This is a genomic window from Brenneria salicis ATCC 15712 = DSM 30166, from assembly GCF_003315515.1.
In the GTDB taxonomy this organism is placed as follows: Bacteria; Pseudomonadota; Gammaproteobacteria; order Enterobacterales; family Enterobacteriaceae; genus Brenneria; species Brenneria salicis.
This window is the reverse complement of the sequence record NZ_QNRY01000013.1, coordinates 62,398-85,683: the sequence shown is the minus strand read 5'-3', so window position 1 is coordinate 85,683 and position 23,286 is coordinate 62,398. Positions and strand designations below refer to the sequence as shown.

General features: G+C 52.2%; 22 protein-coding genes and 5 pseudogenes. 10 read left to right on the top strand and 17 right to left on the bottom strand.

Annotated features, from left to right (window positions below):
- Positions 1–1,068: 1,068 nt before the first annotated feature.
- The 10 genes and pseudogenes from DES54_RS19360 to DES54_RS08055 form a co-directional block, all read right to left on the bottom strand.
- Positions 1,069–1,446 (bottom strand): annotated as a pseudogene (locus DES54_RS19360) (phage tail fiber protein); the annotation flags it as partial.
- A gap of 54 nt (positions 1,447–1,500) precedes the next feature.
- Positions 1,501–1,923: pseudogene (locus DES54_RS08095) on the bottom strand (phage tail protein); the annotation flags it as partial.
- Positions 1,924–1,925: 2 nt separating this feature from the next.
- The gene (locus tag DES54_RS08090; RefSeq protein ID WP_240634971.1) at positions 1,926–2,474 is read right to left on the bottom strand and encodes a phage tail protein I; all 549 of its coding nucleotides are present in this window, start codon (positions 2,472–2,474) and stop codon (positions 1,926–1,928) included.
- A gap of 19 nt (positions 2,475–2,493) precedes the next feature.
- The gene (locus DES54_RS08085) at positions 2,494–3,600 is read right to left on the bottom strand and encodes a baseplate assembly protein (RefSeq protein ID WP_113866259.1); all 1,107 of its coding nucleotides are present in this window, start codon (positions 3,598–3,600) and stop codon (positions 2,494–2,496) included.
- A gap of 89 nt (positions 3,601–3,689) precedes the next feature.
- A pseudogene (locus tag DES54_RS08080) lies at positions 3,690–3,938 on the bottom strand (GPW/gp25 family protein); the annotation flags it as partial.
- A 66-nt stretch (positions 3,939–4,004) separates the two neighbouring features.
- Positions 4,005–4,856, bottom strand: a complete 852-nt coding sequence (locus tag DES54_RS08075; RefSeq protein ID WP_113866255.1) for an AbiJ-NTD4 domain-containing protein — start codon at positions 4,854–4,856, stop codon at positions 4,005–4,007.
- 26 nt (positions 4,857–4,882) lie between these two features.
- Positions 4,883–5,476 carry a phage baseplate assembly protein V gene (locus DES54_RS08070; protein WP_113866253.1) on the bottom strand — a complete coding sequence of 198 codons (594 nt, stop codon included), beginning with the start codon at positions 5,474–5,476 and terminating at the stop codon, positions 4,883–4,885.
- A pseudogene (locus tag DES54_RS08065) lies at positions 5,473–5,835 on the bottom strand (phage protein D); the annotation flags it as partial. The pseudogene DES54_RS08065 and the gene DES54_RS08070, both read right to left, overlap by 4 nt.
- Before the next feature lie 50 nt (positions 5,836–5,885).
- Complete coding sequence (locus tag DES54_RS08060; RefSeq protein WP_113866252.1) at positions 5,886–6,530, bottom strand: transglycosylase SLT domain-containing protein; 645 nt, start codon at positions 6,528–6,530, stop codon at positions 5,886–5,888.
- Between the two features lies 1 nt (position 6,531).
- Entirely contained in the window at positions 6,532–6,864 is a 333-nt protein-coding gene (locus DES54_RS08055) for a putative holin (protein WP_113866250.1), read from the bottom strand.
- Positions 6,865–7,114: 250 nt separating this feature from the next.
- Here DES54_RS08055 and DES54_RS08050 point away from each other — a divergent pair.
- The 5 genes and pseudogenes from DES54_RS08050 to DES54_RS08030 all read left to right on the top strand — a co-directional run.
- A pseudogene (locus DES54_RS08050) lies at positions 7,115–7,456 on the top strand (DNA adenine methylase); the annotation flags it as partial.
- 79 nt (positions 7,457–7,535) lie between these two features.
- On the top strand, positions 7,536–7,730 hold the full coding sequence (locus tag DES54_RS08045; protein ID WP_113866248.1) for a hypothetical protein: 195 nt from the start codon (positions 7,536–7,538) through the stop codon (positions 7,728–7,730).
- A complete protein-coding gene (locus DES54_RS08040; RefSeq protein ID WP_113866246.1) occupies positions 7,723–8,145 on the top strand; it encodes a gp16 family protein in 423 nt (140 codons plus the stop codon). Before DES54_RS08045 ends, DES54_RS08040 begins: the two co-directional genes overlap by 8 nt.
- Positions 8,142–8,534, top strand: coding sequence for a Mor transcription activator family protein (locus DES54_RS08035; RefSeq protein WP_113866244.1), 393 nt, complete (start codon positions 8,142–8,144; stop codon positions 8,532–8,534). Before DES54_RS08040 ends, DES54_RS08035 begins: the two co-directional genes overlap by 4 nt.
- Positions 8,535–8,746: 212 nt before the next feature.
- Positions 8,747–9,616, top strand: coding sequence for a D-hexose-6-phosphate mutarotase (locus DES54_RS08030; RefSeq protein WP_113866242.1), 870 nt, complete (start codon positions 8,747–8,749; stop codon positions 9,614–9,616).
- Positions 9,617–9,677: 61 nt separating this feature from the next.
- Here the strand turns inward: DES54_RS08030 and DES54_RS08025 are convergent, their stop codons facing one another.
- Both DES54_RS08025 and DES54_RS08020 read right to left on the bottom strand, forming a co-directional pair.
- On the bottom strand, positions 9,678–10,532 hold the full coding sequence (locus DES54_RS08025) for an aldo/keto reductase (RefSeq protein ID WP_113866240.1): 855 nt from the start codon (positions 10,530–10,532) through the stop codon (positions 9,678–9,680).
- Positions 10,533–10,647: 115 nt separating this feature from the next.
- Positions 10,648–11,397 carry a MipA/OmpV family protein gene (locus tag DES54_RS08020; RefSeq protein ID WP_113866239.1) on the bottom strand — a complete coding sequence of 250 codons (750 nt, stop codon included), beginning with the start codon at positions 11,395–11,397 and terminating at the stop codon, positions 10,648–10,650.
- Positions 11,398–11,916: 519 nt separating this feature from the next.
- Here DES54_RS08020 and yeaG point away from each other — a divergent pair.
- The 3 genes from yeaG to DES54_RS08005 all read left to right on the top strand — a co-directional run bounded on the left by yeaG (position 11,917) and on the right by DES54_RS08005 (position 16,565).
- On the top strand, positions 11,917–13,851 hold the full coding sequence (yeaG, locus tag DES54_RS08015) for a protein kinase YeaG (RefSeq protein WP_113866237.1): 1,935 nt from the start codon (positions 11,917–11,919) through the stop codon (positions 13,849–13,851).
- Between the two features lie 36 nt (positions 13,852–13,887).
- Entirely contained in the window at positions 13,888–15,162 is a 1,275-nt protein-coding gene (locus DES54_RS08010; protein ID WP_113866274.1) for a YeaH/YhbH family protein, read from the top strand.
- 203 nt (positions 15,163–15,365) lie between these two features.
- Positions 15,366–16,565, top strand: a complete 1,200-nt coding sequence (locus tag DES54_RS08005; protein WP_113866235.1) for a multidrug effflux MFS transporter — start codon at positions 15,366–15,368, stop codon at positions 16,563–16,565.
- Between the two features lie 83 nt (positions 16,566–16,648).
- Here the strand turns inward: DES54_RS08005 and DES54_RS08000 are convergent, their stop codons facing one another.
- On the bottom strand, positions 16,649–17,902 hold the full coding sequence (locus DES54_RS08000) for a D-amino acid dehydrogenase (protein WP_113866233.1): 1,254 nt from the start codon (positions 17,900–17,902) through the stop codon (positions 16,649–16,651).
- Positions 17,903–18,209: 307 nt separating this feature from the next.
- On the opposite strand from DES54_RS08000, the gene DES54_RS07995 reads away from it, so the two are divergent.
- Positions 18,210–19,748, top strand: a complete 1,539-nt coding sequence (locus DES54_RS07995) for a SpoVR family protein (RefSeq protein WP_113866231.1) — start codon at positions 18,210–18,212, stop codon at positions 19,746–19,748.
- A gap of 118 nt (positions 19,749–19,866) precedes the next feature.
- Here the strand turns inward: DES54_RS07995 and fadR are convergent, their stop codons facing one another.
- Positions 19,867–20,586 carry a fatty acid metabolism transcriptional regulator FadR gene (gene fadR, locus DES54_RS07990; protein WP_113866272.1) on the bottom strand — a complete coding sequence of 240 codons (720 nt, stop codon included), beginning with the start codon at positions 20,584–20,586 and terminating at the stop codon, positions 19,867–19,869.
- Between the two features lie 455 nt (positions 20,587–21,041).
- On the opposite strand from fadR, the gene dsbB reads away from it, so the two are divergent.
- The gene (dsbB, locus tag DES54_RS07985; protein ID WP_113866229.1) at positions 21,042–21,581 is read left to right on the top strand and encodes a disulfide bond formation protein DsbB; all 540 of its coding nucleotides are present in this window, start codon (positions 21,042–21,044) and stop codon (positions 21,579–21,581) included.
- A gap of 61 nt (positions 21,582–21,642) precedes the next feature.
- Here the strand turns inward: dsbB and DES54_RS07980 are convergent, their stop codons facing one another.
- The 3 genes from DES54_RS07980 to DES54_RS07970 all read right to left on the bottom strand — a co-directional run bounded on the left by DES54_RS07980 (position 21,643) and on the right by DES54_RS07970 (position 23,117).
- Positions 21,643–21,840, bottom strand: a complete 198-nt coding sequence (locus tag DES54_RS07980; RefSeq protein ID WP_113866227.1) for a DNA polymerase III subunit theta — start codon at positions 21,838–21,840, stop codon at positions 21,643–21,645.
- Between the two features lie 73 nt (positions 21,841–21,913).
- Positions 21,914–22,360, bottom strand: coding sequence for a cysteine cluster protein YcgN (gene ycgN / locus DES54_RS07975; RefSeq protein WP_113866225.1), 447 nt, complete (start codon positions 22,358–22,360; stop codon positions 21,914–21,916).
- Positions 22,361–22,460: 100 nt separating this feature from the next.
- The gene (locus DES54_RS07970; RefSeq protein WP_113866223.1) at positions 22,461–23,117 is read right to left on the bottom strand and encodes a fumarylacetoacetate hydrolase family protein; all 657 of its coding nucleotides are present in this window, start codon (positions 23,115–23,117) and stop codon (positions 22,461–22,463) included.
- Positions 23,118–23,286: the final 169 nt, after the last annotated feature.

The window sequence follows — 23,286 nt, the reverse complement described above, 5'->3', positions numbered from 1 at the left end:
GTCGGTAAAGCGTGATTTTTTCATAGCGAATCTCCTGCGTTCAGATTACGAGAAAATTCTACTTATGAACACTTCGCTTTTTCGGGGGGATTACCCTCCCACTTCACCATAAGTAATATTAACAACTTCACCAAGTTTGAGGGGAAATGTAACCACCCCAGCACTACCGATGACCGTTTCAAATGAACCGAATAACTCAACCATACCATCAGCATATTTACGCCAGTAATAACCTGCGCCAGAGCCTGTTTCAGTGATTTCTTTAAAACCGAGGTTTTCCGGAGTCAGCGTAATATCTTTTGTACCATCAAACGCCACGCCATTAATCTTACGCGCGGAGGCCAGTTTGGTCGCCGCCGCCGCTGTTCCACCAACTGGCAAGGCCTCGACATCAGCAGCAGTAGGCTTATTGTTTGGACTGTAGACGCGTTGCCCGCTTTCCGAAATCGTACCGGTTACGAATAACGAACCAGAGGAGTTTAACGACGCCAGTTCGCTTTGTGATTCAGCGTCACCGTTCCAGAATACAAAACCGCCACCACCCGAACCTTTGTGGTTAACAAAGTCGGTTCTTCCGCTTCCGTTAACACGGTTCCAGCAAATATGCGCCCCTTGCGAATCAGGTAGAAAACCACTTTTCCCAACCACTTTTAAAATGTTATTAAGGGTGAGTTGACCTGTCATTGTGCCGCCAGCAACCGGCAAGGCACCTAAGTTAGCCGGGGTCAACACGATATCCGCTGAGCCATCAAACGCCACATCATTAATCTTGCGTGCCGTCGCCAGTTTGGTGGCCGCCACCGCCGTTCCCGCAGCAGGCAAGGCACCTATATTTGCCGGAGTGAGCGCGATATCCGCCGTACCATCGAATGCCACGCCCGCGATTTTCCGGGCCATTGATAATTTGGTGGCTGCCGCCGCCGTTCCTCCGGCGGGCAACGCGCCGATATCCGCCGCTGTGGGTTTATTGTTTGGGCTGTAGACGCGTTGGCCTTTTTCCTGAAGTATGGCGGCATTGGCCGTATGACCAAATTCAACATTTCCTGTCGCCAGATTAATTCTCATCGGGCGGAGGCTATTCCAGGCGCCATTGGCGTCATCCTTGTTGGTCAGCAGAATATAAAAATCCCCTCCGCCGTTGCGTTGAATGACGCCGTATACACCGTAGATAATGCGCAGAGCATCGGCCACCGTCGAAATCAGATTGCCGGTCAATGTGCCGCCCGCGATAGGCAATGCACCCACGTTGGCAGGCGTCAGAGAAATGTCTGACGTACCATCGAATGCGATGCCGGCGATTTTCCGCGCAGCGGCTAATTTAGTTGCCGCGACTGCCGTGGCTGTTTTTCCTAAATAACGCCCATCACCAAGAGCAATATCGGGAATATCGCTGGCCGCAGAGCCAATTGCGCGCGTAGCGGCGGACTTTAACCCGAGATTCGCCATAAATGCGGCCTTGTCGGGAATGTCCGCGCCGTTTTGTTCTTTCTCTAGTTTTTAAGCCAGTTTATTCAGCACGGTAGTGCTGAAATTCGGATCATCCCCCAGCGCAGCAGCCAGTTCTTTGAGCGTATCCAGCGCACCCGGCGAACCATTAACCAACGCGGCTATCGCGGCCATCACATAGGCCGTAGTGGCGATCTGCGCATTATTGACGCCCGCCGCTGCCGTCGGCGCAGTCGGCGTTCCCGTCAAGGCGGGGCTGGCTTTCGGCGCATATTGAGTATGCGGATCGGCGGCGTCGATATGCGATTGCAGATCTTCTCCGGTACTTTCCAGTTCCTTCTTCAGATAGGCGGTACGGTCAGCCAGTTGTTCCGCCTGTCGGTTGGATACGCCGCCGGGGCCGCCGACCACCGGATCTGACGTCTCCAGTTGGTAGATACCGTCAATCCATTCCTGTTTTTCCGGCAAGTTCGCCATACTTATGCACTCCCGTGGTTGTAGTTACCGTCATACGATGCGGTTTCGTTGTAGCGAATAGGAACGCCCCAATATTCCAGGCTGGCCAACCGGCAGCGTGCGGGGGCGATCATCTCAAGGGTATGGCACAGCATCTGCGCCTGATCGTTGGTGATGGGCTGTTGCAGCAATACCCGGTAGACCGGCCAGTGGGCTTTATCGCCATAGACCATATGGCCGTTATAACTGCGGACGCCGTCGTAGTTAAGCCGTCCGATATGCTCGATCAGTTCGACTTCGCCGAACCCCAGGCTACGGATCACCTCGCGTACCGCCCACGGCGTACCTTTATAACGGTGCATCTCAATGGCCGATTTAATCATGGCCCGGCGGGCATCTTCGGATTCCGCCAGTTGCCAGCCGTCTTCAATCAGCGAGAACTGTTCGGCCAGCGCATCCAGCGCGCTGCTGTCGACGATGTCGACCAGATATACCATCAGCATTTCCAACTTCAGCGCGTCAAAACGGTCGATGAGCGAGGCCAGCGACCGGAAGCTGGCGTCGGCGGCCAACGGCTATGGAAGCAGCACGTCACTCATCGGCGACTCCGGCAATGGTAATGGTGACGCCGCTACAGACGGCGAGTTGCCAGTCATCCAGCACCGTTAATCCGGGGGATAACAGCTCGACGCTATAGACACCATCGAGCGATAACGCGGCGATAATCTGACTGGGAACGATATCCTGTCCCAGCGTTGCGCGGCGGTTTTCCGCCCAGTCGGCGGCTACCCGCTCAGCTTCCTGTTTGACAGGCAATGCCTGAATATTGCGTTTAAGCGTCAGACGGGCATGGAGCGCATATTCCACCGGAACGGGCGCTTTGGCGGCCACCGTATCGGTCAGCGGTCGCACTTTCTCATCCGAACAGACGCTTTCCACCTGCGCCAACAGCGCGGCATCGGGCAACCCGCCAGACAGCAGCGGAAAGAGATGGACGACGCCCGGCTCAGCCCTGACCACCGCCACATCGACAATATCCGGGTGGGCGCTCAGCGCATGATAGCGATACGCCAATCTTGAACCCGCCGTGCTGAAGGACTCCGGCGCCAGTTGAATGCGTTCCCGTAGCCGCTCGTCGCTTTCTTCTTCCGCACCGCCGGAACTGGCGAGGGTGTTGGTCACAGTGAAATCGACATCGGCAATATCATCCAACAGGGTGCTGACCTGCGCCGGTTGCCAGTTATTCCCGGCGACGCCGGTTTGCGTACAAGTAGCGCTAACGGTGGCACTCAGCGCGCCTGCTGGCATCACCGCATCGCCATCGGTAGCAAACACAATGCTGTCTGACGCGCTGACGCGCGTTCCGGCTGGAATCAGCGTATCCGTTAGCAGTGCGACTTCAACGCTGAACAGTAGCGTGGTTTGCGCCGCCTGAGCCGCCAACCGATAGGTGCCGACCAGTTCGCCAAGATAATCGAGCATCGGCGCGCGGGCATAGCGCACCAGATTCTGCTTCGCCGCTTCTTGAATGCCGCTGCGCAGCAGCATTTCCCGGTAGGCGATCAGGTCGATCAGCAAGCGCTCCGCCTGCGCCGGATAGAGCGTTTTTCCGCGATCGGCTTCATATTTGGCGATCATCTCGGCGGTGATCGCCTCGGCGTCACGCTCAATAAAGATCGGTTCTTCAGTTACCGCCATAACACCTCCGTGGCCTGCAATACGCCGCTGGTCGTTTCCCAGCTCACGCGCAGCGTCATATGTTCACCGCTGATAAGCGGTTTAACCGCCAGTAATCTGCAACGCGGCTCCCAGCGCTTGATGGCTTCAACCGCTTCACGCACCACATGCGGAACGGCCCGGTCGATGGGATAGTCGATGTAGAGCTGCAAATTGCTGCCGAATTCGGGGCGATGGAAATCACTGCCGCGCGGCGTGCGCAGAATGATGTGGATGGCCTGCGTGATATCGGCGACCCCCTCGCCGAGTTCGCCGGGGCGTTGCAAGGCCGGTTGCCAGAAAACAGAGTGAGTATTCATGGGGGCAGTATCGCCCCCGGAAGGATTGGTCGATATTAAAGGGATTTAAAAAGGGAGCGCCATGAATTAGCGTCCGTTTTCCGCCATCTTCGTCCACAGGAAATTGCAGAAAGCGCTACAAGCAACCAGCATAAATTTGGCGTCGGCAAAAGAAGGATGCGCTGATTCGTCCGTTAGTGCATGCCGGATACCGCCGCTATCACAGGTATAGCCGTACAGACTTGAAAATGCATTTCTTAGACTGGGATGCAAGCCGATAGCGGTTTCAATTTGTTTTAGGCTTTTCCCTAAAGTACCTTTCTCGTCGCCAGAAATGGCGTTACATGCTGATTCAACGGCGGAGATGGACTCTTTAATGGAGTTTCGGTAGTCAGGTTGTTTACGGTCGGAAAGAAGTTCTAAGGCTCGTTGAAGATGTGCTTTTGCCGATTGAGGACTATTGCTGATGGCATCTTCAATGGCCTCAATTTCCAAATTGTCCGTTATTTCAACGATTTCTTCTTTTACTAAACGATAAGCCGCATTTTCCTTTTCCAACACATAATTGCATGATGATGATAAGGGCGCACGCCACTCATCTGGAATGTTTTGAAGGGTAAATTCAAAAAAATCATACAATTCCCACCATTCCATCTCGAAAAAGAAGTCCCTTATAATTTCATGTGCATCTTTTGAGGCTCTATAGGGGTCGTAATGAAATGCAGGTATTTTATCTACTGGTAGTTTAAAAAAATGAATCCATATTTTTTTAGTTGTAATCTCAAGCTTTTCTCTTGAAAAGGATCCATCTGACCATTTATCCCAAACTGCAATTTGTAATACATTCCAAAGTCCAATACGCAACTCATTATCCATCGACTCACGCTGAATCGCTTTCTGCATCGGGCGGATTCCCATCCGCTGAGAAAATGACGGCATATGCTCACCTGGAAAGTAGATAACATTCAGTGAGTATGATGATTCGAGTTGCCGCCCTTGTCCATGATCTTACCACCGGCATCGATATCGCCCTCGACGCTGACGTTGCCCTGAATAATCGCCGCCGCGCCGCTGCCGCCAGATCCCGCCATACCACCCTGATAGGTGAATTTGCCTTTAACCAGCAGATTGCCCGTCACTTCCGTTTCCGGCGCGTCAATGGTGGCTTTTTGCGTTTTAACCGTTACGTCCGCGCCGCAGGTAATCACGATATGCTCGATACCGCCGTTAATCGTCAGCGTGTGGGTATTGCGGTCGTAATAAAACGCCGCGCTGTCCGCATAGGTCACGCCGCGAGCGTCCGGATTATTGACGGGCGGCGTATCGACGCTGGAGTAGACCGCGCCCAGGATCACGCCGTCTTCGCCGTTGGCGTCCAGCAGCACGACAACCTGCTCGCCGACGTCGGGCAACCAGTAATCCTTATTGTTCTGGGTATTGTGTTGCAGCACGTCCAGCCAGTTGGTGCGCAGGTTATCGCATTCTGGCAGACGAACGCGGGCGCGGACGTTTTTGGGGTCAACGGCGCTGACGGTGCCGACCTGGCGGGATACGCTCATTTTTTCTTTTCCCTGGTGACGGTTTCAGTGGTGCCATCCGGTTTATATACCGTTAATTTCTGCGTTTTACTGCGCGTCGATTTGCCTGTAGTAACCGGGCCGCGTGCAATCTCGATCTCAGTGATATAACCGCCGCTGCGGTCAAACGAATGCCGGGCGGAGGTGATCAGCCAGTGACCCGACAGTTGGCCGAATTTCACCAACTCGATTTTGTTGCCGGCGATGAGCTGCGGCGTACCCATCAGGCTTATCGAACCGGTCTGCTGGTACTCGTTATGCCCATCCAGCGCCGCATCGGCTTTAAGCTGCGCGCTGTCTTTATCCGCTGCGCGGCTGTTAAGCTTCAGCGTAGCCGTGCTGATGGATCAACCACAACGCAATCCACAACAGCGGTTTCCACGGCAGGTTTTTAAGCAGGTTCAGCACAGCTACGGCCTCCCCAGGTCAGATAGCGCGGCGCTAATTCCAGCAGGATGCGCTGTGGATAGTGGCGGTTCTCGCGCCAGTTGGCCTCGCTGCGCCCGGCGTTGACGGCGGCGACATGACCGAACCAGCGCTGACTGTCCAACCCGCGTCGCGCCGCCAGCTTCTGATCGCGCTGAACCCAGCCCAGCCCGCCGTTGTAACCGGAGAGCGTCATCGCCATGCGCTGGCAGTCGTCAGCCGCATTGACGCGCTGCCAGATCCAGCGGTCATATCGGGTCAGCGCCCGGATAGCCCACGCCGGATTAAACGGCTGATTAGCTTTCAGTTCCGGCACGATGCCGCTAATCCACTGCGCCGTAGCAGGCATAAACTGCGCCAGCCCCTGTGCGCCAACGGGCGATACCGCACGCGGATTCCAGCCGGATTCCTGATGGAGTTGGGCGGCAAAATCCGCTACCGGCGCATTCAGCCCCCAGTCCAGTCGGGCGTTGCGGATCAGATCGCTGCGGTATTGCTGGGCGGCTGGGGGCCGGGCGGCATCACTGTCAAACGCGCCTGCGAGCAACAGGAGCAACAGTAAAAACAGCAGACCGGAAGTCGATCCGTTGTGATGAATTTGGCTTACCATATTAAAGCCCCGTCGCCACGGCGAGGCAGACCGCCGCCACAATGATGGCGCGACGGATCAACGCGGCGGCGAATACCCGCTGGTAACCGTTTTTGACCGGGTACTCGCCTTGCTCCATCCGTTCAGGCTCATGAACCAGATACTGCGCTAGCCCGGCTTTAGGGAATAACGAACGATCCAGCCAGTAACCGAGCACAGCGGCCAATGTAATCAGTGAAATTTTGTAGATAACGACGGAAAGCTGTTGCGGCGATACCAGCGCGATAGCGACCAGCAGCAAAACAGCGGTGATTTGCCAGCCCAGCAGGCGTTTGATGCGAATGTTAAGCTTCATGAACTGTCTCCTGTGAAGTGAGTGGAGACATCATTACGGGGATAGCGCTGCGGGGATTTTAAACGGCGTTAATAGTGGGAGCGGTGGCGTAACGGCAGTATGGCGGGGAAAAGAGCGACCCGTCAGATGCGTCAACATCCACCGGGCCGTCAACACACAGATACGACCTGTGAGTCAACCGAGGCTCTCCCGTTCTCGAGAACCGGAAAAGCCTACCGTATTTTCGATTAACGAAAAAGGCTTACAGATAATGAAAGAGCAATCTTTGCCCATCGTTCCGTGGATTGGTGGTAAACGCCGCCTGGCCAAACATATCCTGCCATTGTTTCCTGCTCATACTTGCTATGTAGAACCGTTCTGCGGCGCGGCGGCGCTCTATTTTCTCAAACCCCCCAGCAAAACTGAAGTGATCAACGATATCAACGGCGAACTGGTGAACCTGTACCGAGTGGTGAAACACCACCTGGAAGAATTCGTGCGTCAGTTTAAGTGGGCATTGATCAGCCGCCAAATCTATAAATGGCTACGGGACACGCCGCAAGAAACCCTGACCGATATCCAGCGTGCCGCCCGATTCTATTATCTGCAGAGGCATTAGAGGCATGGCTGGCGTGGTGCAAGCCAAGAACTGTGAAGCGCGATGGTATTACTGTTGCCTGCGGAGGTGATGCGTGATTATCGGTTTTGTATTGCTGGTATCTGCCTGCGGTACTGATTTCTGCGATGCAATCCCTGTTTCAGACGACATTTATCTGAACCGGGAGTCGTGTCAGTTAGTGATGGATATCGTCCATGAACGCCGCCCTGATGCCGTATTGATATGTGGCGAAGTCCAGAGAGATGAAAACGAGGGTGAAGATGAATAAACCTCAGTTGATCAAACTCATTCATATCGCAAAACGCGATCTGCGACTTGACGATGAGACCTACCGCCAGTTGCTGACCACGACAACCGGTAAAACCTCAACGCGGGACATGACAGTCCCGCAGTTAGATAACGTGCTGAAGGCGGTGAAAAGACGTGGGTTTAAAATTAAATCTGCGAAAAAGGCTAACAGTACTCGTCCATTGGATGATGCTCCTCAGTCCCGAAAAATCCGTGCTCTATGGCTGGAAATGGCGGATATGAACATCATTCGTGACCGTTCTGAAGCAGCACTGGCACGTTGGGTAAAACGTGAAACCGGTGTCGATAGTCTGCATTGGCTGAATTCAGAACAGGCCAGCGTCGTCATTGAAAAGCTGAAACAGTGGCAACGCCGAGCGAGGAAAACAGTATGAGCAACGATACCAACAGTTTCCGCAGCAAAGGCCCTGAATTGCTGGTCGAACTGGCTCAGCATACTGCCAGTACCATCAAAGAGGTAGTCGAGATCGACACCGCCATCGCCGACCAAATTGGCGAGGCGGTGGCCAACCGTATGATGCAGGTCTGGGGCGGTCAGAATGTCTACTTTCCGATGGGGATGGCATGGAAAGTTAGCCAGCGTGACCTAGAAATATTTCACGAGTTCAACGGCAGGAACCATCATGAACTGGCGCGTAAATTTGGCGTCTCGCTGCAATGGGTTTACAGCGTCGTCAAGCGTGTCAGAAAGGAAGAACTGGATAGGATGCAGGGCAAGCTGTTTGATGGTGAACCTGATGACGAACCAGAGTCAGTGGAGTAAAATCAAACAGGCTGAACGATGAATTTCTTAATTTTTTGTCCGGCCTGTTTTTTTCACATACTGTAAGAGAATTACAATTACCATCTTGTTTCTTCCCAGTTCACCCCACGTAGTCCCACAATTATCTCGCAGACTCTGTATTATTTATCTCACTTCTAATCACCTGACGAGCCGTTATGCGCTCATAGATAACAACCATAAAAGGCAATATCATGAACGATAAAATTTTCAAACCTCCCATCACAAATCCTATTACCGCCGCCATCAGTCAACGTCAGTTGGCGCAATTGCCCGTCATCGTGGTTGACCATCCGCAGGTCCGTGCGGCAATCGCGCTACAGGGTGCGCACCTGCTGAACTGGCAGCCCGTCGATGAAGCATCGGTGCTGTGGTTGAGCGATAACACACCGTTCGCCGAACAGGTGGCTATTCGCGGCGGCGTGCCAATCTGTTTCCCCTGGTTTGGCCCGTTTGCGAAACCTAATCATGGGTTTGCACGACTGTTGCCGTGGGAATTCACCTCGCACCGCGAAGATGACGGCGGCGTTCAACTTGCCTTCACGCTGCGTGACAACGAACAAACTCGCGCCATCTGGCCGCATGCGTTTACGCTAATCGCGCATTTCCATCTGGGTAAAGAATGTCGTATTGAGTTGGAAGCGCATGGGGATTTCAGCATCACCAGCGCACTGCATACTTACTTCCAGATCGGCGATATCGGCAAGATCAGCATCAGCGGTCTGGGTGAAACGTTTATCGATAAGGTCGATCAGGGTAATCTGTCGACGGCGTCAGAGGATTTGGTGTTTACCGACCGCACCGATCGAATTTACACGCATCCGCAGTCAGTCAGCATGATTAATGATCCGGTGATGCAACGCACAATCGAAGTGCACCACATCAACCACAGTGATGTAGTAGCCTGGAATCCCGGCGCGGAACTATCGCATACCATGAGCGATATGACAGACGATGGTTATCAAACTTTCGTGTGCGTAGAAACCGCGTGCATTAATCAACCGCTCATCGCCAGCGCCAGTTCACCGGCACGATTGACCAGCCTGATTCGTATCAGGAAATAACCCCGCCGCCAGCGGGTGTTGGCCGATGCGCAGACACCCTTTTCAATACTGGTGCGCTACCCTACACCACATCCAGATATTGCTTGTGCGTCGGCGGCGGAAACGCCTGATCCAACAGCGCCAGTTCTTCCGACGTCAACCAGATCGCCAGTGCTTGTGCATTTTCTATCACATGCTGCTCGCTACTGGCTTTGGGGATCGCGATCACGTCGGGATGACGAATTACCCAGGCCAGCAGAAGCTGTGCAGGTGTTATTCCTCGCGCCTCGGAAATACGCATTACTGTCGGATGCGTCAGCAGGTCATCACGTAAACGGCCTGCCTGCGCCAACGGGCAGTAAGCCATCACCGGTACATGATGTTGCTGGCACCAGGGCAACAAATCAAACTCAATCCCGCGCGACGCCAGATGATAAAGCACCTGATTGGTTTGGCAAGTCTGACCGCCGTTGAGCGACCACAGTTCCCGCATATCCTCAATATCCAGATTGGAGACGCCCCACTGTCTGATTTTTCCGGCCTGCTGTAGCTTTTGCATGGCGGTGATCGTATCAATCAGCGGAAAACCGCCGCGCCAATGCAGCAGATACAAATCGATATAATCCGTTTGCAGGCGCTGCAAACTTTGCTCACAGGCGTTGATGGCTTGCTGACCGCCGGCATTGTGCGGATACACTTTGGAAACCAGATAAACTTTGTCGCGCTGCCCGCGAATGGCTTCACCAACAACCTCCTCCGCTCCGCCATCGGCGTACATTTCCGCCGTGTCGATCAACGTCAATCCGTGCGCGATGCCGACCTGTAGCGCATAAACCTCTTGCGCTCTCAACTCGGCATTTTCTCCCATATGCCATGTTCCCTGCCCAATAGCCGGAACCGTGATTCCATCTGGAAATGCCACTTTCCTGTTAGTCATCGAGCATCGTCCTCCTTTTAACAAACAGCATGAGAGTTGTTGCCTCATCAGTGTGCGAATGGGGTGAAATCACCCCATTTTTGTGCAATCAATGCACCAAAACTGCTAAGTCTGTTCAGAACCGATAGCTAACACCCACACTCATAAGTGCATTGTAGCTTCTATCCACAATCGGGCTGTCTTGCACCTCATCAGACAAACGGGTATAGCGCCCCACCGCCCAGGTGCTCCAGTTTGAGTTGATCTGGTAATTCGCGCTGAGCTCCAAATAAGGCGACCAGCCATCGTCTGGACGATAACGAGCAAAACCGGAACGTGCGGACTCTTTGCTGCTGACGCCATAGTAATAGCGGTTCATATTCTCACTGAACCAGGTGGCGCCAATACCGGGGGTTAAGCTCAGATCGCCCAACGTGAAGCGATAAAGGTAAGTGGTATCCCAGACAAAACCGTTACTGTAATCCAGGGTATCCCCTGCCAGAACGGTACGAACCTCGCCCCAGTCGGCTCGGTGACTATAAGCCATGCCCGCCATCAGCGTTCCACGGCGCTTATCCAATTGCTTCATCTGCTGCTCATCATTGTCGCCGCGCTTAAAGCCCAACGGCAGGTAATATGCCGTCAATGAAAGTCGATTAGCGCCATCATTCCACAGATAATATCCACCGCCCAAACCACGAAAATAGAATTGCTTGCTTTCATAGTTCAATACCGGAATCGGATAAACGTCATTATCCTCACCGCGGTATACGGAAGTTGAACTCGCGGCGCCAACGCCTAAGGACACCTCGGCAGCATAAGCAGCCGGCAATGACGCAACGCCGGAAACAAGCGCCGCCAACAGACATACATGAGAGTTTTTCACCGTTTTTATTTCCTATTGCATATGGGGATGAATAAGGATAGGACCTAGAGCGACACCTTTGTGCCCACCCTCACGCGATAAGATCAATTAAAAATAAGATAAGCAAACAGGTTATATCAAGAAAATCGCCCTATGACGAATGCATGACATGCCGCTCCAACGCCCACCCTGCGGGGTAATACACGGGATTGTCAGGAAGTGAGTCATTGAAATGTCTTAAAAATATGTCTAACGAGGAGAGGAAATTTTGCGGATGCAAACTAAGCTTTAATAGAGAAGGTGAATTTTTCCGGGTCAGCATGCATGAAAAAAAATCGTGAAACGGCCCGCTATCGCAAGTTGGCATAAGGGTTGCTGTACTCAGGATGATTTCATCTTTCGGGGGGCATTATATCTCATCAATATCAAGGTGCGGCAATACGGCAACTTGAAGGAGAGCGGATATACATTATATGGGCCACACGCATTCTACACGCTCTCTTAATCATCTGTGCTAATCGACGAAGGACGGGCATCGCTATGAACATATTTGATCACTATCGTCAGCGTTACGACGCTGCCAAGGATGAAGAGTTCACATTGCAGGAATTCCTTACTATCTGCCAGCAGGATCGCAGCGCGTTTGCCAATGCCGCTGAACGATTGCTAATGGCCATCGGCGACCCCGTGATGGTGGATACCGCACATGAATCGCGTTTATCCCGTTTATTCTCGAATCGGGTCATTGCCCGCTATCCTGCGTTTGAAGAGTTTTATGGTATGGAAGATGCCATAGAACAAATCGTGTCGTATTTAAAACACGCCGCTCAGGGATTGGAAGAGAAGAAACAGATTCTGTATCTGCTGGGGCCGGTCGGTGGCGGTAAATCCTCACTGGCGGAGCGTCTGAAAGTGCTGATGCAGCGCGTCCCCATCTATATTCTTAGCGCCAACGGCGAGCGCAGTCCGGTCAACGATCATCCACTATGCCTGTTCAACCCACAGGAAGATGCCGCGATCCTGGAAAAAGAGTACGCCATTCCGCGACGCTACCTCGGCACCATCATGTCGCCCTGGGCCGCCAAACGCCTGCAGGAATTCGGCGGCGATATCACCAAATTCAAGGTTATCAAAGTCTGGCCTTCCATTCTTGCACAACTGGGGATTGCCAAAACCGAACCGGGCGACGAAAACAACCAGGATATTTCAGCACTGGTAGGTAAAGTTGATATCCGTAAGTTGGAACATTACGCCCAGAACGATCCCGATGCTTACGGTTATTCCGGCGCTCTGTGCCGCGCCAACCAGGGCATCATGGAATTCGTGGAAATGTTTAAGGCCCCGATCAAAGTGCTGCATCCCCTGTTGACGGCAACGCAGGAAGGCAACTACAACGGTACGGAAGGCATCGCCGCCTTGCCTTTCAACGGCATCATTCTGGCGCACTCCAATGAATCGGAATGGGTGCAGTTTCGTAACAACAAAAACAATGAAGCCTTCCTTGACCGCGTCTATATCGTGAAAGTACCGTATTGCCTGCGCGTTTCGGAAGAAGTCAAAATCTACGACAAGCTGCTTAACCATAGCGAACTGGCTCACGCGCCTTGCGCGCCCGGAACGCTGGAAACGCTGGCCCGTTTCTCCATCCTTTCCCGGCTGAAAGAACCGGAAAACTCCAGCACCTACTCCAAAATGCGGGTATATGACGGTGAAAGCCTGAAAGATACAGACCCGAAAGCCAAGTCTTACCAGGAATACCGTGACTATGCGGGCGTGGATGAAGGCATGAACGGCCTTTCAACCCGCTTTGCGTTTAAAATCCTGTCACGCGTTTTCAATTTCGATCACAGTGAAGTCGCGGCGAATCCGGTTCACCTGTTCTATGTGCTGGAGCAGCAGATTGAGCGCGAACAGTTCCCACAAGATCTGGCCGAGAAATATCTGGAGCATCTGAAAGGCTATCTGATCCCGAAATACGCGGAATTTATCGGTAAAGAGATCCAGACCGCTTATCTGGAATCCTATTCGGAATACGGGCAAAACATCTTTGATCGTTATGTCACCTATGCCGACTTCTGGATTCAGGATCAGGAATACCGCGATCCCGATACCGGGCAGTTGTTTGACCGCGAATCCCTGAATGCGGAACTGGAGAAGATAGAAAAACCGGCCGGTATCAGCAACCCCAAAGATTTTCGTAACGAAATCGTCAATTTTGTGCTGCGCGCCAGAGCAAACAATAGCGGCCGTAATCCAAACTGGACCAGTTACGAGAAATTGCGCACAGTGATTGAGAAGAAAATGTTCTCCAACACCGAAGAACTACTGCCGGTTATTTCGTTTAACACCAAGACCTCAACGGATGAGCAGAAAAAACATGATGACTTCGTCGATCGCATGATGGAGAAAGGCTATACCCGTAAGCAGGTACGTTTGCTGTGCGAATGGTATCTGCGGGTGAGGAAATCATCATAATGATGCATGAAGTTGGCAATGTTGTTTGGGGGAAGTATGGCCTATTTCATTGATCGACGACTTAATGGCAAAAACAAAAGCATGGTTAACCGCCAGCGCTTTTTGCGCCGCTATAAGTCGCAAATTAAAAAGTCGATTGCCGAGGCCATTAATAAGCGTTCGGTGACCGATATTGAAAGTGGGGAGTCCGTTTCGATCCCCAATGGAGACATCAACGAACCCATGTTTCATCAGGCCCGCGGCGGACACCGCCATCGTGTTCATCCGGGGAATGACCACTTCGTACAAAACGATCGCATCGAGCGTCCGCAAGGTGGCGGCGGCAGCGGCTCCGGGCAGGGCGAAGCCAGTCAGGATGGTGAAGGTCAGGACGAGTTTGTATTTCAGATATCCAAGGATGAATATCTGGATCTGTTGTTTGAAGATCTGGCGCTGCCCAATCTGAAGAAGACGCAGCATCGGCAGATGAATGAATTCAAGACGCATCGTGCCGGTTACACGGCGAACGGCGTACCCGCCAATATCAGCGTCGTGCGTTCGTTGCAAAACTCCCTTGCCCGCCGTATGGCGATGACGGCAGGCAAACGCCGGGAATTGCACGCGCTGGAGCAATCGCTTGAACAGTTGGAGCATACCGAACCGGCCCAGCTTCTGGAGGAAGAACGTTTACGACTGGCAATTGCCGAACTGCGCCAGAAGATTGCCCGCGTCCCGTTCATTGATACCTTTGACCTGCGCTATAAAAATTACGAGCGGCGGGCCGAACCATCCAGTCAGGCAGTGATGTTCTGTCTGATGGATATCTCTGGTTCGATGGATCAGGCGACCAAAGACATGGCCAAACGCTTTTATATCCTGCTCTATCTGTTTCTCAGCAGGAGCTATAAAAACGTCGAGGTGGTGTATATTCGTCACCACACCCAAGCCAAAGAGGTTGATGAACAGGAGTTTTTCTATTCGCAGGAAACAGGCGGCACTATTGTATCCAGCGCGTTAAAACTGATGGAAGAAGTGGTGCATGAACGTTACGACCCCGCGCAGTGGAATATTTATGCCGCGCAAGCTTCCGATGGCGATAACTGGGCCGATGACTCGCCGCTGTGCCATCAGATTCTGGCCAACCAACTGTTGCCGTTGGTGCGATATTACAGCTACATCGAAATTACCCCGCGTTCACATCAGACGCTGTGGCGTGAGTACGAAATGCTGCGTGACGAATTCGATAACTTTGCCATGCAACATATTCGTGAACCGGATGATATCTATCCGGTATTCCGCGAACTTTTCCGCAAACAAACGGTAGGACATTAACCGTTGTTCATTCTTCAAAATAGAATCAGCCAGAGATAATCTGGTTGATTCAATCTCTTTCCCTTAAGCCTAAGTGACAATGTCACATACAGTGTGGTTTAACCACATCAGGGGGAGATAACGCTTCCTTTCCCCTGACCTAACCACTATCCTAGGCTCTTCCTTAGGAAAACATTGAAGTAACATTCAGGTTTTTGTTGCATATGCGAAATTTTGTTCTGCTGTTATTGGCTCTGGTGTTGCTGGGGCCATTAGGGATCGACATCTATTTACCGTTGATCCCCACCATCGCTCAGGAATTAAACAGTACTGAGCCGCGGATCCAATCCACGATCGCCCTGTTCATCCTGATCATGGGACTGGGACAACTCGCCGCCGGTCCATTAGCAGATTGCTATGGTCGCCGTCCTATGACGCTGGCGGGCGTCGTCATCTACCTGCTTGGCGCTTGTATGGCGGCGCTAGCGACCAACGCCGGAATTTTCATGGTGTCGCGCATTTTGCAGGGAATGGCTGTCTGCTGTACCTCGGTGGCCATCTTCAGTTGTGTGCGTGACCGACTGAATGGCGACGAGGCCGCCAAAACTTTCGGTTTTCTTAACGGCACGCTGAATATTGTCCCAGCGCTGGCGCCGCTATTAGGCGGATTGTTAGCGGAGTTTTTGGGCTGGCGAGCGCCCTTCTGGTTTCTGGCGACGTACAGCATCATTCTGTTGGCGATGGTCATTTTCTTCCTACCGGAAACTCGCCCGGCGTCAACCCTGTCATCCCGCGGCATCCCTCTGCGGCAATACGCACGCATTCTCACTGAGCCTCGCTTTTTGGGCTTCGCATTAGTCAATGCGGGCGCGATGGGCATGGCGTTGACCTACGTCACCTTTTCGTCAGTCGTGCTGATGAATGACGCGCAACTGACGCCATTACAATTTTCCCTGGCATTCGGTGGTAACGGATTTTGGATCATGCTGGTGAGCTTTTTTGCCAACCGCATCATCCGCAAAGCGGGACGCCCCGCTTGCCTGACCGTGGGAAGCTTGTTAATGGGGTTAGGCTGCCTGAGTATGTTGGCTGGCGTGATGTGGCTGCCTTCTTACTGGCAGAACAGTTGGCAGAGCTTCATGTTGCCGGTGGCGCTGGCCTGTGCGGGGTTGGCGTTCCTGATGGGCCCCGCCACCAGTTATGCTCTGGAGCCTTATTCCAATGAGGCGGGCATTGCTTCGGCAATGGTGGGATTCCTTCAGATGGCGGGGGGCGCGGTGCTGGGGCTTACGGCCATGGCGCTGCCGCTACCCTCCAAGGTTTCGCTTTCGGTGGTCATGCTGTGCACCGCGCTGCTGGCGCTGTGGGCGCGGCTGTTAACGCGTAAATTGAAAGGCAACATTACACCGTTGTCCCAACACTAAGCTGATTTATACCTGGGCAACCCAGTCATTGAATGATTCAGATGACTGGGTTGATTTGACGCGCGCGTCCAGCCGGGTAAACGCTATTGCGCGTAGCGCGAGAGGGAAAGATCGTCGGATTGAATATCCGGCGTTTTACCGGAAATAATATCCGCCAGCAGTCGTCCCGAACCGCAGGCCATTGTCCACCCCAGCGTGCCGTGGCCGGTATTAAGATAGAGATTTTTCAGCGGAGAACGTCCAACCAACGGCGTGCCGTCTGGCGTCATCGGGCGTAACCCCGTCCAGAACTCAGCCTGCGCCAGATGACCGGCATGGGGATATAAATCTCTGACCACCATTTCCAGCGTCGCGCGGCGCTTCGGATTCAATGCGGTATTGAAGCCGACAATCTCCGCCATGCCGCCGACGCGAATACGTTGATCGAAGCGGGTAATCGCTACTTTATAAGTTTCATCCAATACTGTGGAAACAGGGGCGGCGGCATCATCGGCCAGAGGAATGGTCAATGAATAGCCTTTCAGCGGATAGACCGGGATGGTAAAACTATCACGCAGCAGGCCCGTTGAATAGGAACCGCAGGCCATGACATAAGCATCCGCCGTTATCACTTCCCCAGCGCATTGCACGCCCCTTACCTGCCGACCTTCCACTTGCAAATGGCGAACTTCACGCCCCAGCTTGAATACCACGCCCTGCGCTTGCGCCTTCGTAGCCAACTGGCGGGTAAACATCTGACAATCGCCGGTTTCATCATGCGGCAAACGCAAACCGCCAGTGAGTTTTTCCGTTACGTTGGCCAGCGCAGGCTCGACGGTTGAAAGTTGCATATTGGTGAGCAATTGATATGGCACGCCTGCGTCTTCCAGCACCGCGATATCGCGCGCCGCATTCTCATACTGTTGCTCGGTTCTGAACAGTTGCAGTGTTCCGCCCTGCCGTCCCTCATACTGAATTTGGGTTTCCTGCCGCAATTTCTGCAAGCAATCCCGGCTGTATTCAGCCAGTCGAACCATGCGCGCCTTATTGACTGTGTAATGCCAACTATCGCAATTGAGCAGCATCCGCCACATCCAACACAACTGTTCGGCGGTGAAATCGGGGCGGATCGCCAACGGCGCATGACGTTGAAACATCCATTTAATCGCTTTCAGCGGCACCCCTGGCGCCGCCCAGGGCGCGGAATAACCGGGGGATATCTGACCGGCATTGCCGGCGCTGGTTTCAAGCGCGGGCTCAGGCTGCCGATCAATCACCGTGACCTCATGCCCGGCTTGCGCCAGATACCATGCCGTAGAGACACCAATCACGCCACTGCCCAAAATCACAACCCGCATTTTTACTTATCCCCTATCTTTTATCTGATCACCATGCAATATGCTGGTCAATTACCTATCCATTGGAATAAAAAACCACTTCAACAGTGGAATAGGAGACTACTGTAGCATTTAGATAAAAATTGTCATCAGGCGCAGATATAGCATTTATCTATTATTCATTCCTTGCTCACACAACGTATGATACATGCTAACCCTATGAATATTTATTCCCAACCCACCGTTTTCTCATCACTTTTACCAGATTGAGCTACGATTAATAATGTCTGTACGATACCGTGCAGGTAGTCATATAGGGGGCGCGCTGATGGCGATATCGACTGATAATCGGGTAAAGAAACCTAACCGTCTTGATGATGGACCAGACTGGACGTTCGAGCTATTGCAGGTCTACCTCGATGAGATAGATCGGGTAGCGAAATCCTATCGGCTGGATACCTATCCGCATCAAATTGAAGTCATTACTTCTGAGCAGATGATGGATGCCTATTCCAGTATCGGTATGCCGATCAATTATGCTCACTGGTCGTTCGGGAAGAAATTCATTGAAACCGAGCAACGCTACAAACACGGTCAGCAAGGGTTGGCGTATGAAATCGTTATCAACTCCGATCCCTGTATTGCTTATCTGATGGAAGAAAACACCATGCCCATGCAGGCGCTGGTCATGGCGCATGCCTGTTACGGGCATAACTCCTTCTTCAAAGGAAACTATCTGTTCCGTAGCTGGACCGATGCGGGCTCTATCGTCGACTATCTGATTTTTGCCCGCCAGTACATCTCGCGCTGCGAGGAGCGCTATGGCGTCGAAGAGGTTGAACGTCTGCTGGACTCCTGCCATGCGTTGATGAATTACGGCGTGGACCGTTACAAACGCCCGCAAAAAATTTCGCTGGAAGAGGAGAAGTCCCGGCAAAAAAGTCGTGAAGAATATCTGCAAAGTCAGGTCAACGAACTTTGGAAAACCCTGCCGCGGCGCGAACAGGATGTTTCCCCGGAAAAAGCCCGTCGTTTTCCGCAGGAACCGCAAGAAAATCTGCTGTACTTTATGGAAAAAAACGCCCCGCTGCTGGAACCGTGGCAACGTGAAATTTTGCGTATCGTGCGCAAAGTCAGCCAGTATTTCTATCCGCAAAAACAGACTCAGGTGATGAACGAAGGCTGGGCGACATTCTGGCACTATACGATCCTCAACCATCTGTATGACGAAGGCCGGGTATCTGAGCGCTTTATGCTGGAGTTTTTACACAGCCATACCAACGTTGTTTATCAGCCGCCCTATAACAGCCCGTATTACAATGGCATCAACCCTTACGCACTGGGTTTTGCCATGTTCCAGGATATCAAGCGTATTTGTCAGGAACCAACGGAAGAAGATCGCTACTGGTTCCCGGATGTCGCTGGTAAAGATTGGCTGGATACGCTGCATTTCGCCATGCAGAATTTTAAAGATGAGAGTTTCATCAGCCAGTTCCTGTCGCCCAAAGTCATGCGCGATTTCCGGCTGTTCACCGTACTGGATGACGATAACAACAACTATCTGGAAATTGCCGCGATCCATGACGAAGAGGGTTATCGCTTAATCCGTGAGGAGTTGTCCGCGCAATATAATCTGAGCAATCTGGAGCCCAATATTCAGGTATGGAATGTGGATTTACGCGGCAACCGTTCACTGACGCTGCGTTACATTCCCCACAATCGTGCGCCGCTGGATAAAAGCAGATTTGAGGTGATGAAACATGTTCATCGTCTGTGGGGATTTGATGTGAATCTTGAACAGGTTAACGAAGATGGCAGCGTGGAGTTGCTGGAGCGCTGTCCGGCGCGCAATATCGCCACCACCTGAGCGGGAAGAAAAAACACAGGGTATTCTGATTGCGGGATACCCTTTTTTTATAACGGCCTATCGCGGGCCGTCATTTTGTTGACATTGAATATCGCAGGCAACGATTTTCCATGTTCGCTTAGCGGCGAATTTCAGCAATATCATGTGGAATGGCGCTCTGCATGTTATGCCAAATCGCGCCGCTTTCCTTACCGTAGCGTCTGACCACATCCATCACCTGCTCATACAGCCCTTCACGACACAGTACTTCCAGACGGCCATAAAAATCCAGCGCCAGTTTTCTCGCTTCGGGATTGGAAAAATAGTAGCGGCCAACGCGGATATATAAGCCCCTCAGTCCGTTGAGGATCAAACCATAAATAGGATTGCCAGAGGCAAATGCCAGTCCACGAAAAACATTGTAGTCAAGCTTGGCGAAAGCATCCGCGTTGTCATCCACCGATCCGGTCTGCGTCAATACTTCATGTGTTTTTTCAGGATGTTGTCGCAGCGCTGCTCGAATAAAGATCGCCGCAATATTGGTACGCACGGCCAGAAGGTTGTCAATCAGTTGCGGCACGCTATCGTGATCGAGTCTTGCCAGCGTTTCCAGAATATTCAGCCCGGAAGTTTCCCAGAAGTTATTGACTTTCGTCGGTTTACCATGCTGAATCGTTAGCCAGCCATCACGCGCTAAACGCTGAAGCACTTCGCGCAACGTGGTGCGTGTTACGCCTATCAACTCGGAGAGCTCTCTTTCTGCTGGCAGAATGGAGCCTGGCGGAAAGCGGTTGTTCCATATACTTTCAATTATATATTCTTCAGCGAATCCTGCCGGACTTTGCGCCTTTATGACCATGAGTTTGATTCCGTAGCGATATTTACCGATGAAAGCTGATCTCATCATACCAGATGAACGAAACATGACATAGCACCGCCGCCATACGCCAAACCAATTGGCGATAAAACTGTGACCGTGAACAAAACCCTTCGGGCCGACGGCGATATACGCCATTAAGTATAAAAAATTTCGGATATGTTGCCACTGCTTAGCTGGGCTACATTGAATTTATACTCATCATGTATAGTAGTGAACAACAGGAAAGAGATTGCCGAGGAGAAGAGAGAGCGCTAGCATCGCCGCCCGCAGAGGAATTAAAGGAAAAATCAAATAAATACATTATTATTGAATACATAGTTACTTAATACAGCGTTACTGAATACATTATTACGTTTTGCACCGTGAAATGATGGCGGTGACGTCAAATCGGTTTACACTGCTGATTCGCTCATTTTTAGCATGGAATACTTGTTATGTTGCGATTTCTTAACCGTTGCTCACGCGGACGCGGCGCCTGGTTATTATTGGCATTGACCGCCCTGATTCTGGAGTTGGTCGCGCTCTATTTCCAACACGTCATGCAGTTGCGGCCCTGCGTCCTTTGCATCTACCAACGTGCGGCGCTTTTCGGCGTAATGGGCGCGGGATTGCTGGGGGCGGTCGCGCCGAAAAGCGTGCTGCGTTATCCCGCCATCGGGCTGTGGCTATACAGCGCATTCGAGGGCCTGCGTCTGGCCTGGAAACAAACGGATATATTGCTCAACCCGTCGCCTTTTAATACTTGCGACTTTTTTGCCAGCTTTCCGTCGTGGCTGCCGCTGGAAAAATGGCTGCCAGCCGTATTCAACGCATCGGGAGATTGTTCCGAACGTCAGTGGCAGTTTTTGTCACTGGAAATGCCGCAGTGGTTAGTCGGTATTTTCGCGGCCTATTTACTGATTGCGATATTGGTTCTGATCGCCCAGCCTTTCCGCCCTAAACGTCGTGATCTCTTCAGCCGCTATAAAAGATAATAACAAGCCCAGGCGATACCTGGGCTTCAGTGCAACAGCGTCAAAACACAGACCGCGCCTTTTATTGCTGAGGGCGATAAATATGCCGGTAGTGGACGAGTCTCTCCTTGAAAAATTGTCTCTTCTCTTTAGGAATCTTTTTCGATACCTCATCAGCGTTGATCACTTTCTGTTGGCTTTCCATAAAAGCAATCGTGGAGGCAGCAAAATCAGTATATTGCTCGCTGTATTCCATAATGATTTTTTCAAAGTTAATCATTTGTTGTCCTCCTGTGCTGTTTGCCGTTGTATTAAAATTATACAGCATATTTGAAATTGCACAGGCCGGATCGCTATCTGGCCCACGCCGGTTTGTTCAAAATGTGACCTTGCCAGTCAACAACTTCACTTTCGTGCACCGCGATATGGCGCACCGAGATACGCTCACCATGCATCGCCGCCTTGGAACCGGTAACCAGCGGGTGCCAGGACGGTAATGCCTGCTGTTCATTAATCAGACGGTAGGCGCAGGTGACGGGCAGCCAGTTGAAGGTCAGCAGATTTTCGCGCGTCAGCTTGATGCAGTCAGGTTCATATTCAAAACGCCGCGCATAATTACGACATTGACAACTTTTTATATTCAGTTGATTACAGGCTACGTTGGTGAAATAAATTTCCTCCGTATCCTCATCAATCAGTTTATTCAAACAGCACTGACCGCAGCCATCGCACAGCGACTCCCATTCATCATCGGACATCTCTGACAATGTCTTGTACTGCCAAAAAGGGCGTTCAGTCATTTTTTTTTCCAGTTAATCTTTCTTGGGCGCTCTGTATAACGGGTTTAGCTGACGGGAACAAGCGTTGCTACCCGCCCACAGCGGGCGGATAGCCAGAGACTTAGATGACACGGGTGTTCAAAGTGCGATCGTTGACGGTTATTTTCAGCATATCGCCGGACTGAATAGGCCCGACGCCCTTCGGCGTGCCGGTCAGAATGATATCCCCCGCCCGTAGCGTGAAAAAGCGGCTCATATAGGCAATCAGCGGCAGGATCGGCGTAATCATGTCACGGGTGTTGCCCTGCTGACGAACCTCGTCATTCACTCTCACGCCGAGTTCTGTTTGCTGTGGGTCACCGAACTCGGCGACCGGAATAAACCCGGAGATGGGACAAGCGCCATCAAACGCCTTGGCCTTTTCCCAGGGCTGTCCGCCCTTTTTAAATTCGGACTGCAAATCACGCAGCGTCAGATCCAACGCGACGCCATAACCGGCGATGGCCCGCGCAACGCGCTCTTCATTTGCCTGCTTCAGCGGCGTGCCGATCAGTACCGCCAGTTCAACTTCGTGGTGGACGGCGCCCAGGTTTTTAGGAATAGCGACTGGCTGACGCAAATCACACAGCGCCGTTTCCGGTTTGATGAACAACACTGGCTCGGTTGGCGTGGCGCTCCCCATTTCCTTGATGTGTTCCGAGTAGTTGCTGCCGACGCATACTACTTTGTTGACTGGGAAATCAAGCAGCGCACCCTGCCAGTCTCTGTGTTGGTACATGGATATTCTCCTGCCCTGTCTGTTGGGTAACTACGGTATTTATCACAATAGCATCATGCTCAAATACCATCATATAAAATGCAATCCTGTAAACCTCATCGTGGTAAATAGCGTTCTCGCCAGCGTGTGTCGTCACTCTCTGACGACAGTTTCACCTTGTTGCTATAAG

What these genes read in the sequence shown, in the direction of transcription:
- DES54_RS08085 (WP_113866259.1), bottom strand. Translation starts at nt 3,600, where the DNA reads ATGGCGGTAACTGAAGAACCGATCTTTATTGAGCGTGACGCCGAGGCG.
- DES54_RS08075 (WP_113866255.1), bottom strand. Translation starts at nt 4,856, where the DNA reads ATGCCGTCATTTTCTCAGCGGATGGGAATCCGCCCGATGCAGAAAGCG.
- DES54_RS08070 (WP_113866253.1), bottom strand. Translation starts at nt 5,476, where the DNA reads ATGAGCGTATCCCGCCAGGTCGGCACCGTCAGCGCCGTTGACCCCAAA.
- DES54_RS08060 (WP_113866252.1), bottom strand. Translation starts at nt 6,530, where the DNA reads ATGGTAAGCCAAATTCATCACAACGGATCGACTTCCGGTCTGCTGTTT.
- DES54_RS08055 (WP_113866250.1), bottom strand. Translation starts at nt 6,864, where the DNA reads ATGAAGCTTAACATTCGCATCAAACGCCTGCTGGGCTGGCAAATCACC.
- DES54_RS08040 (WP_113866246.1), top strand. Translation starts at nt 7,723, where the DNA reads ATGAATAAACCTCAGTTGATCAAACTCATTCATATCGCAAAACGCGAT.
- DES54_RS08035 (WP_113866244.1), top strand. Translation starts at nt 8,142, where the DNA reads ATGAGCAACGATACCAACAGTTTCCGCAGCAAAGGCCCTGAATTGCTG.
- DES54_RS08030 (WP_113866242.1), top strand. Translation starts at nt 8,747, where the DNA reads ATGAACGATAAAATTTTCAAACCTCCCATCACAAATCCTATTACCGCC.
- DES54_RS08025 (WP_113866240.1), bottom strand. Translation starts at nt 10,532, where the DNA reads ATGACTAACAGGAAAGTGGCATTTCCAGATGGAATCACGGTTCCGGCT.
- yeaG (WP_113866237.1), top strand. Translation starts at nt 11,917, where the DNA reads ATGAACATATTTGATCACTATCGTCAGCGTTACGACGCTGCCAAGGAT.
- DES54_RS08010 (WP_113866274.1), top strand. Translation starts at nt 13,888, where the DNA reads ATGGCCTATTTCATTGATCGACGACTTAATGGCAAAAACAAAAGCATG.
- DES54_RS08005 (WP_113866235.1), top strand. Translation starts at nt 15,366, where the DNA reads ATGCGAAATTTTGTTCTGCTGTTATTGGCTCTGGTGTTGCTGGGGCCA.
- DES54_RS08000 (WP_113866233.1), bottom strand. Translation starts at nt 17,902, where the DNA reads ATGCGGGTTGTGATTTTGGGCAGTGGCGTGATTGGTGTCTCTACGGCA.
- DES54_RS07995 (WP_113866231.1), top strand. Translation starts at nt 18,210, where the DNA reads ATGGCGATATCGACTGATAATCGGGTAAAGAAACCTAACCGTCTTGAT.
- fadR (WP_113866272.1), bottom strand. Translation starts at nt 20,586, where the DNA reads ATGGTCATAAAGGCGCAAAGTCCGGCAGGATTCGCTGAAGAATATATA.
- dsbB (WP_113866229.1), top strand. Translation starts at nt 21,042, where the DNA reads ATGTTGCGATTTCTTAACCGTTGCTCACGCGGACGCGGCGCCTGGTTA.
- DES54_RS07980 (WP_113866227.1), bottom strand. Translation starts at nt 21,840, where the DNA reads ATGATTAACTTTGAAAAAATCATTATGGAATACAGCGAGCAATATACT.
- ycgN (WP_113866225.1), bottom strand. Translation starts at nt 22,360, where the DNA reads ATGACTGAACGCCCTTTTTGGCAGTACAAGACATTGTCAGAGATGTCC.
- DES54_RS07970 (WP_113866223.1), bottom strand. Translation starts at nt 23,117, where the DNA reads ATGTACCAACACAGAGACTGGCAGGGTGCGCTGCTTGATTTCCCAGTC.